Genomic DNA, 13,179 nt, shown 5'->3' on the forward strand with positions numbered 1-13,179 from the left:
TATCCGGATGGCCCGGAGGTCACATCCGGGCCATCCGTTAACAGATCTTCTGGCTGTCGTGGATAACCACATTTTTAAATGACTCCAGCGCCGGAGAGAGCCCCTTGTCTTTCATGGTCGCCAGATAGATATAGCGGGGGGGGATGGTGTTTTTAATCTTCAGGATATGGACATTGTAATAGGAGAGCGCGGTGATGCGCGGCATAATCGCGATCCCGTAGTCAATACTCACCAGCCCGGCCATCGCCGTATCCTCATCCACATAGCAGGCGATCTCCGGCACCAGCTTTTGCTGCATAAATACATTATCGATAAACGGACGTAAGCCGCTATTTTCTGAAAAATAGATATACGGATAATGAATCGTCTCCACCAGATCGACTTCATGTTCATATAGCCGGGCCAGCGGATGATCCTTTGCCGTGACCACCACCAGTTCCTGCTGGATCACCGGAATAAAATCGATATCGGGTTCATCGGCAATATAAGAGCAGATCGCCAGATCGACTTTTCCGGCCTTCAGCTCCTGCAACAGCGTCAGCGATGTCCCTTGAGTAAAAGAAAAAGTCACATTGTGACATTCAGGTGAAAGAGAATATTTATTAATTAACTGTGGAACAACATACTCCCCCATCGTGTAAATAAAGGCGATGCGAATATTCTCTTTATTCTCAGCGCCATTTTTTTGCAATATCATGCGTCCGTTCTCCAGCGAGGCCAGCGCATCTTCAACATACGGCAAAAAACGCTTGCCGTTTTGGGTAATTTTTACGTTCCGCCCCTGTCTGGCGAATAGCGCGACCCCTAACTCCTTCTCCAGCTCCGATATCGCGTGGCTTAGCGAGGGCTGGGTGATGCACAGACTGGAGGCGGCTTCGGTGTAATGCTCAGTTTCAGACAGACGTTTAAAATAATAAAGTTGCTTTAGGTTCATTATTTTTACCCGTATAATATAAGAATAAATGCACTGACGCTAATATACCATGCAAGCCACCAATAATGCGCATGAACGGGTAAATATCGGCGTTACATCAAATATTATTTGGCGAAGGGCATGAATGTGCCACAAGGCATTGCCATTCATAGATACTACCTATAGCTCCTTGAGATATTTTTGCATATTAGAATATATGCAAAAATATTTTAAACTTTAAAGGAACTCGCTATGAGTATGTCAAACTCTCAGGAAGTCCTCACTTCCACATCGGGGGCGAAAAAAAGAAGCCGCGTACGGATAGTTATTCTGCTGCTACTCTCCGTCGGAACGATGATAAATTATCTCGACCGTACCATCCTGGGTATTGTAGCGCCACAGTTAAGCAAAGAAATCCATATCGATCCGGCGATGATGGGCATCATCTTCTCCGCCTTCGCCTGGACTTATGCGCTGGCGCAGATCCCCGGCGGGATGTTTTTAGACCGCTTTGGCAACAAAGTGACCTATGCCCTGTCAATTTTCTTCTGGTCGCTGTTTACCCTGCTGCAAAGTTTCACCCTCGGCCTAAAATCCCTGCTGCTTCTGCGCCTGGGACTCGGCGTCAGCGAAGCGCCCTGCTTTCCGGCCAACAGCCGCATCGTCAGCACCTGGTTCCCTCAGCATGAGCGCGCGCGGGCAACGGCAACGTATACAGTTGGTGAATATATAGGGCTGGCCGCTTTCTCGCCGCTGTTATTTTTAATTCTCGAACATCATGGCTGGAGAACGCTTTTTTTCCTCACCGGCGGATTAGGTATTTTATTTACTTTAGTGTGGTGGCGTTTTTATCATGAACCGCATGAATCGCGCACGGCTAATCAAGCGGAGCTGGAGTATATCGGCGCAAGCAGCATTAACAATAAAATCCAGAACGTTCCATTTAACTGGCGTGACGCCAGACGCCTGCTGGGCTGTCGCCAGATCCTCGGCGCCAGCCTGGGTCAGTTCGCCGGCAACACCACACTGGTCTTTTTCCTGACGTGGTTTCCCAGCTACCTCGCCAACGAGCGCCATCTTCCATGGCTGCACGTCGGCTTCTTCGCCACCTGGCCCTTCCTTGCCGCCGCGATTGGCATCCTCTTCGGCGGCTGGATCTCCGACCGGTTGTTGAAGCGAACCGGCTCCGTCAACATCAGTCGAAAGTTACCAATAATTTCCGGTTTATTGCTGTCCAGCTGTATTATCGCGGCGAATTGGGTAAGCGCCAATAGCACCGTAATTATTATCATGTCGGTGGCTTTTTTTGGCCAGGGGATGGTCGGTCTGGGCTGGACCTTAATTTCGGATATTGCCCCGGAAAATATGGCAGGCCTCACCGGCGGCATATTTAATTTCTGTGCCAATATGGCCTCGATTATCGCACCACTGATAATTGGTGTGATTATTTCCGCCACGGGTAATTTCTTTTACGCGCTGATCTACGTCGGCCTGACGGCGCTGATTGGGGTGATTGCCTACATTTTTATCATCGGCGACATTAAGCGTATCGAACTCAAGTAGGCCTGGTCGCCCCGGCGATGCCGGGGCGAGTAGTCAGATATCCTTCACCTTGCTGGTCAAAAACAGCGTCACCAGCGAAATGGCCGCGATCGTCCAGTAGACGCTGGCGTGACCATAGCTCTGGGACAGCGCCCCCTGCATCACGCCGGCAAGGATCACGCCGGTGGAAATACTGTTGGTGAACAGGGTGGTCGCCGCTCCCGCCCGTCCCGGCATTAAATCCTGGAACCACAGCATGCCTATCCCGGCGATAATGCCGATAAAGATGGCATTGAACAGCTGCAGAGCCAGCAGCGCCGTGCGACCATGAAACAGGATCAGTCCGGCATAAAACAGCACGCCGGCGGCCACCGCCGCCACCATCATTTTACGTTTGCCAAAGCGCTTTACGTAGTAGCCGGCGAGGATCATCGCCGGTATCTCCAGCCCGGCGGCAGTGCCCATCAGGATCCCGGCCAGGCTGTCGGGAAGCCCGAGATCGCTGCTGATCCACAGCGGCATATCAATGATGTACATGGTGTTGCAGGTCCACATCAGGGTGGAGGCGATAAACAGCATACGCACGTTCTTGTCCTGCCAGCCGCCGGCCTGCGCTAGCGCCGCCGCCTCCTCCGAGGGCTGTTCCACACGCGGAACCGAAGGCAGTTTGATGGCAATCAGAGCGAGGCTAATGACAAAAATGCCCGCCGCAATGGAGAACATGGTGGTGAAGCCATAGTTGAGCGCCAGCATAAAGGCCAGCGGCGGGCCAATCACCCAAGCCAGCGACAGCTGGGCGCGCATGACCGAGCTGAACATCACCACTTCCCGCGCCGAGCTGTCGGCGTACTCCCGCGCCAGCGCGAAGAGCTGCGGCATGGCGGCGTTGGCAATGGATGCCAGCATCACGCCGCAGGTGATCAGCGTCAGATAGTGGCGGTTGAAGGCAAACAGCAGCGCATTACCCACCGCCATCAGACAGCAGAACATAATCAACCGCCGCCGGTCGCCGCGGCTATCGGAGCGCTTGGCCAGCCACAGGCTAACCAGGATCCCGGCGATGGCGTTTACGGTATAGAACAGGCCCACCCAGAACGGTTGCGCCCCCACTTCGCGGCTAAGAAACAAACTCAACGTCGGCGCCTGCAACGCGCCCGCCACGCCCATCATAAAAGCAACCAGCATAAAGGCGGCATAGACGCCGTTAAGCCGTCGTCCCATCGTCATCAACCACAGCATGGAATGTCCTTAACACACGCGAAGAAAACGAAAAAAGCCAGCAGAGGCATTCTGCTGGCGGGTGATTCTATACTCTATGGATTTCATGCTGCAGGACAAAACGGTTAACCATTTTGCGCCGCGCTCGCGCTGGCCCTGAAAAGGTGAGTCCCGTAGAGGCGAATCACGCAGCCAGAACATACGGCCCAGGAAACATCGACAGCGCACCTGCAGTTTGAAAAACGACGAGTATAACACCAATACTCAGTCACACATGATGTCTGCAAGTCAATGATCAGAGGTCGTTGACGTCACTCCCCACTGCATCAGTTCCCCCAGAATTTCCTGCTGTCGTCCTGCCATCAGGCGGGCCAGCCAGGACGCTTCCTGCGTCGCAGAAAAGTAGCGTTGGTAGAACGATTTTGCGGTAGACCTCATCATATTCACCTCCTCGCTTCATCGGGATTCATTATTGGCTTAATATAGGAAGTAATAAATTGCTGAGTTTTGCGCAGGAGTTCCCCTTTTATGTCTTCCGGCCGTCTGCAACAACAGTTCATTCGCCTATGGCAGTGCTGCGACGGCAAGTCGCAGGAGACCACCCTTAACGAGCTGGCGGAAATGCTGAGCTGCTCGCGCCGCCATATGCGCACCCTGCTCAATATGATGGAGTCCCGCGGCTGGCTGACCTGGGAAGCGGAGGCAGGCCGCGGCAAGCGTTCGCGGCTAACCTTTCTCTATACCGGCCTCGCCCTGCAGCAGCAACGTGCCGAAGATCTCCTTGAGCAGGATCGCATCGATCAGCTGGTGCAGTTGGTCGGCGATAAGGCTGCCGTCCGCCAGATGCTGGTCTCGCATCTCGGCCGCAGCTTCCGCCAGGGGCGGCACATCCTGCGCGTGCTCTACTACCGACCAATGAAGAATTTGCTGCCCGGTAGCGCGCTGCGGCGTTCGGAAACGCATATTGCCCGGCAGATTTTCAGCGCCCTGACGCGGGTAAATGAGGAAAATGGGGAACTGGAAGCCGATATTGCCCACCACTGGCAGCAGTTGTCGCCCACCCACTGGCGCTTTTTCCTCCGCCCGGGCATCCATTTTCACCATGGCCGTGAGCTGGAGATGGCGGATGTGATCGCCTCTCTGCAGCGCAGCAATGCCCTGCCGCTCTATTCACATATCGAACGCATCGAATCGCCCACCGCCTGGACCCTGGATATTCATCTGCGCCAGCCCGACCGCTGGCTGCCCTGGCTGCTGGGGCAGGTGCCGGCGATGGTGCTGCCGCAGGAGTGGCAGACCATGAACCACTTTTCCTCCATGCCGGTCGGCACCGGCCCCTATGCCGTGGTGCGTAACAACCAGAATCAGCTCAAGATCCATGCCTTTGAGGACTATTTTGGCTACCGGGCGCTGATCGATGAGGTGAACGTCTGGGTGCTGCCGGAGATTAGCGAAGAGCCCAACGGCGGCCTGACGCTGCAGGGCAATACCGAAAGCGAAAAAGCGGTGGAGAGTCGCCTGGAAGAGGGCTGCTATTACCTGCTGTTCGACTCGCGAAGCCCGCTGGGGGCCAACGACGCGGTGCGCCGCTGGCTAAGCTATCTGTTTCAGCCCGCCAACCTGCTCTACCATGCGGGCGAACACTACCAGGGCAACTGGTTTCCCGCCTACGGCCTGCTGCCGCGCTGGCATCACGCCAGCAACCACGCCTGCGAGAAGCCGGCGGGGCTGGAGACAGTCACCCTTACCTACTACCGCGATCACGTCGAACATCGGGTGATCGGCGGGATCATGCGCGACCTGCTGACGGCGCATCAGGTAAAGCTGGAGATCCAGGAGCTGGAGTACGATGCCTGGCATCGCGGCGAGGTGGTCAGCGATATCTGGCTCAACAGCGTGAACTTCACCTTACCGATCGAATTTTCGCTCTTCGCCTATCTGTACGAAGTCCCGCTGATTCAGCGCTGCATCCCCATTGACTGGCAGGCAGACGCCTGCCGCTGGCGAGCAGGAGAGTTTAATCCGGCCACCTGGAGCCAGCGGCTGCTGGCCGGGCAACATATCGTGCCGCTGATCCACCACTGGCTGATGATTCAGGGTCAGCGCAGTATGCGCGGCGTGAGGATGAATACCCTCGGCTGGTTCGATTTTAAATCCGCATGGTTTGCGCCGCCGGAGCCGTAAGCGCTTTCCGTCATCTGACAAAATCATTACACTAAGGCCGTTCTCAACGGGGTGCTAATAAACATACGCAATATCATTCAAGTTGCATCAAGGCAGCAAGCGGGTGAATCCCCTGGAGCATAGATAACTATGTGACTGGGGTGAACGCGCGAAGCTAACGCAGATGCGGCTTGAAGGATGAAGCGCATGGGCTGAGAAAATACCCGTCGAACCTGATCCGGATAACGCCGGCGAAGGGATTTGAGGCTCACTCAAAATCCTTTGCCACCCCTTTTTTCTGAGGTGCAAAGTGTTGAAAAAATTACTCCCGCTGCTGGCGCTGGTCGCCATGCCCGCTTTGGCTAAGCCTGTTCTTACCGTCTATACCTATGACTCCTTCTCTGCCGACTGGGGCCCCGGCCCGGCGGTCAAAAAAGCCTTTGAAGCGGAGTGCGGCTGCGAGCTGAAGTTCGTCGCGCTGGAAGATGGCGTTTCGCTACTGAATCGCCTGCGCATGGAAGGCAAAAACAGCAAGGCCGACGTTGTGCTTGGCCTTGATAACAACCTGCTGGAAGCCGCGGCGCAGAGTAAACTGTTTGCCAAAAGCAACGTACCCGCCAGCGCGGTCAGCGTGCCGGGCGGCTGGGATAATGACACCTTTGTTCCCTACGACTACGGCTATTTCGCCTTCGTCTATGACAAAAACAAACTGGCTAATCCACCGAAGAGCCTGAAAGAGCTGGTCGAGGGCCCGCAAAAATGGCGGGTCATCTATGAAGATCCGCGTACCAGCACCCCGGGACTGGGCCTGCTGCTGTGGATGCAAAAGGTCTATGGCGATCAAGCGCCCGAGGCCTGGCAGAAGCTGGCCGCGAAAACCGTTACCGTCACCAAAGGCTGGAGCGAAGCCTATGGCCTGTTCCTGAAAGGGGAAAGCGACCTGGTGTTGAGCTATACCACCTCGCCGGCCTACCACATGATTGAAGAGAAGAAAGACAACTATGCGGCGGCGAGCTTCGCCGAGGGCCACTATCTGCAGGTCGAAGTTGCCGCGCGTACCGCCGCCAGCAAGCAGCCGGAACTGGCGGAAAAATTCCTCAAATTTATGGTATCTCCTGGCTTCCAGAACGCCATCCCTACCGGCAACTGGATGTATCCGGTGACCCAGGTCACCCTGCCGGCCGGGTTTGATACCCTGGTGAAGCCGCAGACCACCCTGTCCTTTACCCCGCAGCAGGTCGCCAGCGAGCGTCAAACCTGGATTAGCGCATGGCAACGCGCCGTCAGCCGCTAAACCTTCGCGGGCTGATGCCGGGCCTGTTCGCCGCTACGCTGCTGTGCGCTGTCGCGCTGGCGGCGTTTCTGGCGCTGTGGTTTAGCGCCCCCGGCGCGGGCTGGCAATCGGTCTTCAGCGATAGCTACCTGTGGCATGTGGTCCGCTTCTCCTTCTGGCAGGCGTCGCTGTCAGCGCTGATCTCGGTGGGACCAGCCATCTTTCTCGCCCGCGCGCTTTACCGGCGTCGCTTCCCGGGCCGTACGTTGCTGCTGCGCCTGTGCGCGATGACCCTGATCCTGCCGGTGCTGGTGGCGGTGTTCGGTATCCTCAGCGTCTATGGCCGCCAGGGCTGGCTGGCCTCACTATTTAACGCGCTCGGCTGGCAATGGGAGTTCTCGCCCTACGGTCTGCAGGGCATCCTGCTGGCGCACGTCTTTTTCAATATGCCGATGGCGACCCGCCTGCTGCTGCAGGCGCTGGAGAACATTCCCGGCGAGCAGCGGCAAATTGCCGCCCAGCTTGGCATGCGCGGCTATGCCTTCTTCCGCCTCGTCGAATGGCCGTGGCTGCGCCGGCACATTCCCGCCGTCGCCGCGCTGATTTTTATGCTCTGCTTCGCCAGCTTCGCCACCGTGCTCTCGCTGGGCGGCGGCCCGAAAGCCACCACGATCGAGCTGGCTATCTACCAGGCGCTGAGCTTTGACTACGATCCGGCGCGAGCGGCAATGCTGGCGCTGATCCAGATGCTCTGCTGCCTTGGGCTGGTGCTGCTTAGCCAGCGTCTGAGTAAAGCCGTCGCCATCGGCGTCAGCCATGTGCGCGGCTGGCGCGACCCTGACGATCGCCTGCATAGCCGCCTGAGCGACGGGTTGCTGATCGGCGCCGCCCTGCTGCTGCTGCTCCCGCCGCTGCTGGCGGTCATCGTCGACGGGATCAACCGTAATATGCTGGACGTGCTGGCGCAGCCAGCGCTCTGGCAGGCATTGAGCACCTCTCTACGCATCGCCATCGCCGCCGGGCTATTGAGCGTGACCCTGACGATGATGCTGTTATGGAGCAGCCGGGAGCTGCGCGCTCGCCAGCGGCCGTTGGCCGGGCAGGCAATGGAGCTGAGCGGCATGCTGATCCTTGCGATGCCGGGAATTGTGCTGGCGACCGGCTTCTTCCTGCTGCTCAATAACACTATCGGCCTGCCGGAGTCCGCCGACGGCATCGTCATCTTCACTAATGCCCTGATGGCGATCCCCTATGCGCTGAAAGTACTGGAAAACCCGATGCGCGACATTGCCGCCCGCTACAGCATGCTGTGCCAGTCGCTGGGTATTGAAGGCTTTGCCCGGCTGCGGGTGGTCGAGCTTCGCGCTCTCCGGCGCCCGCTGGCCCAGGCGCTCGCCTTCGCCTGCGTACTGTCGATTGGCGATTTCGGCGTGGTGGCGCTGTTCGGCAACGAGGCGTTCCGCACCCTGCCTTTCTATCTGTACCAGCAGATAGGCGCCTACCGCAGCCAGGACGGGGCCGTCACCGCCCTGCTCCTGCTGCTGCTCTGTTTCTTGTTGTTTACGCTGATTGAAAAACTTCCGGGGCGTGATGCTAAAACTCAATGATGTGACCTGGCTATACCAGCATCTGCCGATGCGCTTCACCCTCGACGTCGCGCGCGGGGAGCGCATCGCGGTGCTCGGTCCCAGCGGCGCCGGAAAGAGCACCCTGCTGAATCTGATCGCCGGGTTTCTGCCACCCGCCAGCGGCAGCCTGCTGATTAACGGCGAGGCGCATAACGCGACGCCGCCGGCGCAGCGTCCGGTCTCGATGTTGTTTCAGGAGAATAACCTGTTTAACCATCTGACCATTCGACAAAATATCAGCCTCGGGATCCACCCAGGCCTTAAACTGAGCCGCGAGCAGCAGGCGCAGGTCACGGCGATAGCTGGACAGATGGGAATTGATGCGCTGCTGGAACGTCTGCCCGGCGAGCTCTCCGGCGGTCAGCGGCAGCGCGCGGCGCTGGCCCGCTGTCTGGTGCGCCAGCAGCCGGTGCTGCTGCTGGATGAACCCTTCTCGGCGCTCGATCCGGCACTGCGCCAGGAGATGCTGTCCCTGGTCGCCGATGTCTGCGAGCAGCAGCAGCTCACCCTGCTGATGGTCTCCCACAGCGTAGAGGACGCCGCGCGCATCGCGCCGCGCTCGATGGTGGTCGCCGAAGGGCGCATTGTCTGGGATGGCGCCACCGCCGAGCTGTTAAGCGGCCACAGCAGCGCCTCGCATTTGATGGGGATCAGCGCGCGATGACTTTGTGCAGGATCGCCAGATAGACCGGCATCAGCGGATGGCGGAAGACAAATGTTAACGCTGTAGCCGCCAGCGCGACCATCAGCGGCGACAGCCACAGCAGTCGGCCGCGCGGCAGCCAGCGGGTCAGCCGATCGCCTGAGGTTTTCGCGCTCCGCCACAGCCGCCAGCACAGCCATCCCGCCAGCCAGGCCAGCAGCGCCGCCCCCAATAGCAGCCATTTAAAGCTGGCACTGTTTTCATCAGCCGGAATATCAATCGCCGCCCCGGCGAGAATGCCCGGAAGGAAATAGAGCGGCGGCCAGAGCAGGCAGCCGATAATATTCGGTAGCACGAACTTGGCCACCGGCAGGTCGAGCATCCCGGCGACCATTGGCACCAGCGGACGCGTCGGTCCGACAAAGCGGCCAATCAGAATGGTGATCATGCTGTGCTGATGCAGCGCATGCTCGGTTTTCTCCAGCAGGGCGCGGTTTTTCTTCATAAACGACCAGCGGTGCAACGGCTTCTTAAAGCGCCAGCCGAGCCAGAATGAGATCCAGTCGCCCAGCAGGCAGCCGACAATCCCCGCCAGCCACGCCTGCCAGAAGTTAACTTCGCCGCCGCCGATGAGCGCCCCAAGGCCAGCCATCATCACCGTGCCGGGTAAGATAAGCCCCACCAGCGCCAGCGACTCGAGAAAGGCCACCAGCATCACGGCTAACAATGAGTAGACCGTGGATTGGGTAATAAAGTGTTCGAGCAATGCTTGCATAATGTACCCGGTTAAAAAACGAAGCCCGGATTCCCCGAAGCCATCGCGCCGTCGTCAAGCCATCAATTGTCTTAATAGTTTACTGGCTGTGACATTTAAGCGGGTCATCATTTCACTTTCTTTACTTTTTATTCACAACCCGCGCGGAATTCGCTCGGGCTGGCCCCGGTGCATTTTTTAAACACGCGGGAAAAATAGAGCTGATCTTCGAAGCCGACGTTGCGCCCAACGGTGGCGATCGGCATCCGCGTGGTGCTGAGCAACAGTTTGGCCTGGCTGATGCGCTGATCCTCCCGCCAGCCGAGGACGCTGACCCCCAGCTGCTGGCGGAACAGGTGCGACAGACGCGAGGGCGACAGGCAAACGTGTTGGGCGACGCTGGCGATATCAAAATGGCTGTCCGCCAGATGGTCGCTGATGTACTGGCAGGCCTCGCGCACCCGGTTGTCCAGCGGGGGATGCAGCGATTCGTTGATCGCCTCCATCCGCCGCAGCAGCAGCTGTTCCAGCAGGTTTATCGCCAACAGTTCGGAATAGCGCCCCGCCCCCTGCCCGGCATCAACGATCTGGCCGAACAGCTCGCCAAAGCGCGCCTGCCACTGTTCATCCGGACGGAAAAAGCCGGTCTGGGCAAAAATCGTTGGCCAGTTGAGCCACTCGTGCCAGTAGGCGCGCGGGCGGAAGTAGACCCACTGGTGATACCACTCGCTGGCGTCGGGATGGCGGCCATAGTGATGAATTTCCCCGGGCGGGAACAGCAGCATATCGCCCGGCCGGCAGACAAACTGTTCGCCGTGGTTGTTGATCACCCCCTCGCCGCGAATCGTCAGATTGAGAATATAGCCTTTCATACCCAGCGGGCGGTCGATAAAGAAATCCAGGTATCCCTGCGCCTCAATCGGCGTCAGGCCGGTGACCAGATGAGCGTTAAAAGAGTAGCCCGGCAGCAGCGGATCGTTTTGCGTTTCGGCCATACGCGTGGTTCTCCCCGAAGGTATCAGTGGCACCAATTGTCCATATTCATCATTTTATCGCTCTCGGCCCTGTCGCGACTGCGACGGCGGTGGGAATTTGGCGAAAAACCCGCACAGCAAGCGAAAAAAGCGCCAGCAGCGTGCATTCCACCGTGATATGCCGGGTAACAAAAGTGTCTATAAATACGGCAGAAAAGTCCACATCGAATATTTGCACGGCGTCACACTTTGCAAGGTAACAGCAAAATAATCCATAAGATTAGCGAATCCGGCCTGACGGATTTTGCCGGGGATATCTACTGTTGCTGCATGAATGATTTCTGCATGGAGTAACAAGATGGCAATTGCGATTGGCCTCGACTTTGGTAGTGACTCAGTCCGCGCTCTGGCGGTGGAATGCGCGTCCGGCGCAGAGCTGGCGACCAGCGTGGAGTGGTATCCGCGCTGGCGGGAAGGACAGTATTGCGATGGCGCTAACAACCGCTTCCGCCATCACCCGCGAGATTACATCGAGTCCATGGAAGCGGCGCTGAAAAGCGTGCTCGCTTCGCTGAGCGCCGAACAGCGCGCCGACGTCGTGGGCATTGGCGTCGACAGCACCGGCTCAACTCCGGCTCCCGTCGATGCCGAGGGCAACGTGCTGGCGCTGCGCGAAGAATTCGCTGACAACCCTAACGCCATGTTTGTCCTGTGGAAGGATCACACCGCGGTCGAGGAAGCCGAGGCGATCACCCGCCTGTGCCACCAGCCGGGCAAAGAGGATTACTCGCGCTATATCGGCGGGATCTACTCCAGCGAATGGTTCTGGGCCAAAATCCTCCACGTCACCCGCGAAGATAGCGCTGTCGCCCAGGCAGCCGCCTCGTGGGTAGAGCTTTGCGACTGGGTGCCCGCCCTGCTCTCCGGTACTACGCGTCCGCAGGATCTGCGCCGCGGCCGCTGCAGCGCCGGACATAAATCGCTGTGGCATGAGAGCTGGGGCGGTCTGCCGCCGGCCAGCTTCTTCGATGAGCTTGATCCCATCATCAACCAGCATCTGGCCTGGCCGCTGTTCACCGATACCTGGACGGCCGATGTGCCGGTCGGCACGCTGAGCGCAGAGTGGGCCCAGCGCCTGGGTCTGTCGCAGAGTGTGGCCATCTCCGGCGGCGCCTTCGACTGCCACATGGGCGCCGTTGGCGCCGGCGCGCAGCCTAACGCGCTGGTGAAAGTCATCGGCACCTCCACCTGCGACATTCTGATCGCCGATAAAGAGAGCGTCGGCGAGCGCACGGTCAAAGGCATCTGCGGCCAGGTCGACGGCAGCGTGGTTCCACACTTTATCGGCATGGAGGCAGGCCAGTCCGCCTTCGGCGATATTTACGCCTGGTTTGGCCGCATTCTCGGCTGGCCGCTGGAGCAGCTGGCTCAGCAGCAGCCGGCGTTGCGCGAGCAAATCAAAGCCAGCCAAAAACAGTTACTGCCGGCGCTCACCGAAGCCTGGGCCAACAATCCATCGCTGGAGCATCTGCCGGTGGTGCTCGACTGGTTCAACGGCCGCCGCACGCCGAATGCCAACCAGCGCCTGAAAGGGGTGATCACCGACCTTAACCTGGCCACCGACGCGCCGGCGCTGTTCGGCGGTCTGATCGCCGCCACCGCCTTCGGCGCTCGCGCCATTATGGAGTGCTTCACCGAGCAGGGGATCCCGGTTAACAACGTCATGGCGCTTGGCGGTATCGCGCGGAAAAACCAGGTCATCATGCAGGCCTGCTGCGACGTGCTGAACCGTCCGCTGCAGATTGTCGCCTCCGATCAGTGCTGCGCGCTGGGGGCGGCTATCTTCGCCGCCGTCGCCGCCGGCGTCTATGACGATATTCCAGCCGCCCAACAGCGGATGGCAAGCCAGGTGGAAACTACCCTGCAGCCGCGTCCGGCGCAGGCACAGCGTTTCGAACAACTCTATCAGCGCTACCAGCAGTGGTCGGTCAGCGCGGAACAACACTATCTCCCTTCGGCTGCAAAGGCGGAAAAAGCCCCGCAATCTAAGGCAGCGCTCACCCATTAAGGA

Annotated in this window: 11 protein-coding genes and 1 riboswitch; of the genes, 6 read left to right on the top strand and 5 right to left on the bottom strand. The window is 58.5% G+C overall.

The annotated features are described in order from the left end of the window. Positions 1-37: 37 nt before the first annotated feature. A complete protein-coding gene (locus KB892_RS21505) occupies positions 38-934 on the bottom strand; it encodes a LysR family transcriptional regulator (RefSeq protein ID WP_002888455.1) in 897 nt (298 codons plus the stop codon). Positions 935-1,165: 231 nt separating this feature from the next. Between KB892_RS21505 and KB892_RS21510 the strand changes: the two genes are divergently transcribed. Then, on the top strand, positions 1,166-2,476 hold the full coding sequence (locus KB892_RS21510; protein WP_004151366.1) for an MFS transporter: 1,311 nt from the start codon (positions 1,166-1,168) through the stop codon (positions 2,474-2,476). Positions 2,477-2,509: 33 nt separating this feature from the next. Here the strand turns inward: KB892_RS21510 and KB892_RS21515 are convergent, their stop codons facing one another. Next, entirely contained in the window at positions 2,510-3,694 is a 1,185-nt protein-coding gene (locus KB892_RS21515; protein ID WP_004147046.1) for a sugar efflux transporter, read from the bottom strand. Between the two features lie 267 nt (positions 3,695-3,961). After that, the gene (sgrT, locus tag KB892_RS21520) at positions 3,962-4,114 is read right to left on the bottom strand and encodes a glucose uptake inhibitor SgrT (protein WP_002888448.1); all 153 of its coding nucleotides are present in this window, start codon (positions 4,112-4,114) and stop codon (positions 3,962-3,964) included. Between the two features lie 87 nt (positions 4,115-4,201). Here sgrT and sgrR point away from each other — a divergent pair, with 87 nt between their 5' ends. The 4 genes from sgrR (at position 4,202) to thiQ (ending at position 9,401) form a co-directional block, all read left to right on the top strand. Then, a complete protein-coding gene (gene sgrR / locus KB892_RS21525) occupies positions 4,202-5,857 on the top strand; it encodes an HTH-type transcriptional regulator SgrR (protein WP_002888446.1) in 1,656 nt (551 codons plus the stop codon). 37 nt (positions 5,858-5,894) lie between these two features. Then, positions 5,895-6,114: riboswitch (TPP riboswitch) on the top strand. A 32-nt stretch (positions 6,115-6,146) separates the two neighbouring features. Beyond that, a complete protein-coding gene (gene thiB, locus KB892_RS21530; protein ID WP_002888444.1) occupies positions 6,147-7,130 on the top strand; it encodes a thiamine ABC transporter substrate binding subunit in 984 nt (327 codons plus the stop codon). Further along, entirely contained in the window at positions 7,106-8,716 is a 1,611-nt protein-coding gene (thiP, locus tag KB892_RS21535) for a thiamine/thiamine pyrophosphate ABC transporter permease ThiP (RefSeq protein ID WP_002888430.1), read from the top strand. The genes thiB and thiP overlap by 25 nt, the downstream gene beginning before the upstream one ends. After that, entirely contained in the window at positions 8,700-9,401 is a 702-nt protein-coding gene (gene thiQ / locus KB892_RS21540) for a thiamine ABC transporter ATP-binding protein ThiQ (protein ID WP_004145970.1), read from the top strand. Before thiP ends, thiQ begins: the two co-directional genes overlap by 17 nt. On the opposite strand, the gene KB892_RS21545 is transcribed toward thiQ, so the two are convergent. Beyond that, positions 9,388-10,155 carry a DedA family protein gene (locus KB892_RS21545; protein WP_002888373.1) on the bottom strand — a complete coding sequence of 256 codons (768 nt, stop codon included), beginning with the start codon at positions 10,153-10,155 and terminating at the stop codon, positions 9,388-9,390. The two genes, thiQ and KB892_RS21545, sit on opposite strands and share 14 nt — an antisense overlap. A 128-nt stretch (positions 10,156-10,283) precedes the next feature. Further along, the gene (gene araC, locus KB892_RS21550) at positions 10,284-11,129 is read right to left on the bottom strand and encodes an arabinose operon transcriptional regulator AraC (RefSeq protein ID WP_002888370.1); all 846 of its coding nucleotides are present in this window, start codon (positions 11,127-11,129) and stop codon (positions 10,284-10,286) included. Between the two features lie 337 nt (positions 11,130-11,466). Here araC and araB point away from each other — a divergent pair, with 337 nt between their 5' ends. Continuing rightward, on the top strand, positions 11,467-13,176 hold the full coding sequence (araB, locus tag KB892_RS21555) for a ribulokinase (RefSeq protein WP_002888368.1): 1,710 nt from the start codon (positions 11,467-11,469) through the stop codon (positions 13,174-13,176). The last annotated feature ends 3 nt before the right edge of the window (positions 13,177-13,179 follow it).

Origin of the sequence: Klebsiella sp. P1927 (genome assembly GCF_018204675.1) — a bacterium.
Taxonomy (GTDB): Bacteria; Pseudomonadota; Gammaproteobacteria; order Enterobacterales; family Enterobacteriaceae; genus Klebsiella; species Klebsiella pneumoniae.

What these genes read in the sequence shown, in the direction of transcription:
- KB892_RS21505 (WP_002888455.1), bottom strand. Translation starts at nt 934, where the DNA reads ATGAACCTAAAGCAACTTTATTATTTTAAACGTCTGTCTGAAACTGAG.
- KB892_RS21510 (WP_004151366.1), top strand. Translation starts at nt 1,166, where the DNA reads ATGAGTATGTCAAACTCTCAGGAAGTCCTCACTTCCACATCGGGGGCG.
- KB892_RS21515 (WP_004147046.1), bottom strand. Translation starts at nt 3,694, where the DNA reads ATGCTGTGGTTGATGACGATGGGACGACGGCTTAACGGCGTCTATGCC.
- sgrT (WP_002888448.1), bottom strand. Translation starts at nt 4,114, where the DNA reads ATGATGAGGTCTACCGCAAAATCGTTCTACCAACGCTACTTTTCTGCG.
- sgrR (WP_002888446.1), top strand. Translation starts at nt 4,202, where the DNA reads ATGTCTTCCGGCCGTCTGCAACAACAGTTCATTCGCCTATGGCAGTGC.
- thiP (WP_002888430.1), top strand. Translation starts at nt 7,106, where the DNA reads ATGGCAACGCGCCGTCAGCCGCTAAACCTTCGCGGGCTGATGCCGGGC.
- thiQ (WP_004145970.1), top strand. Translation starts at nt 8,700, where the DNA reads ATGCTAAAACTCAATGATGTGACCTGGCTATACCAGCATCTGCCGATG.
- KB892_RS21545 (WP_002888373.1), bottom strand. Translation starts at nt 10,155, where the DNA reads ATGCAAGCATTGCTCGAACACTTTATTACCCAATCCACGGTCTACTCA.
- araC (WP_002888370.1), bottom strand. Translation starts at nt 11,129, where the DNA reads ATGGCCGAAACGCAAAACGATCCGCTGCTGCCGGGCTACTCTTTTAAC.
- araB (WP_002888368.1), top strand. Translation starts at nt 11,467, where the DNA reads ATGGCAATTGCGATTGGCCTCGACTTTGGTAGTGACTCAGTCCGCGCT.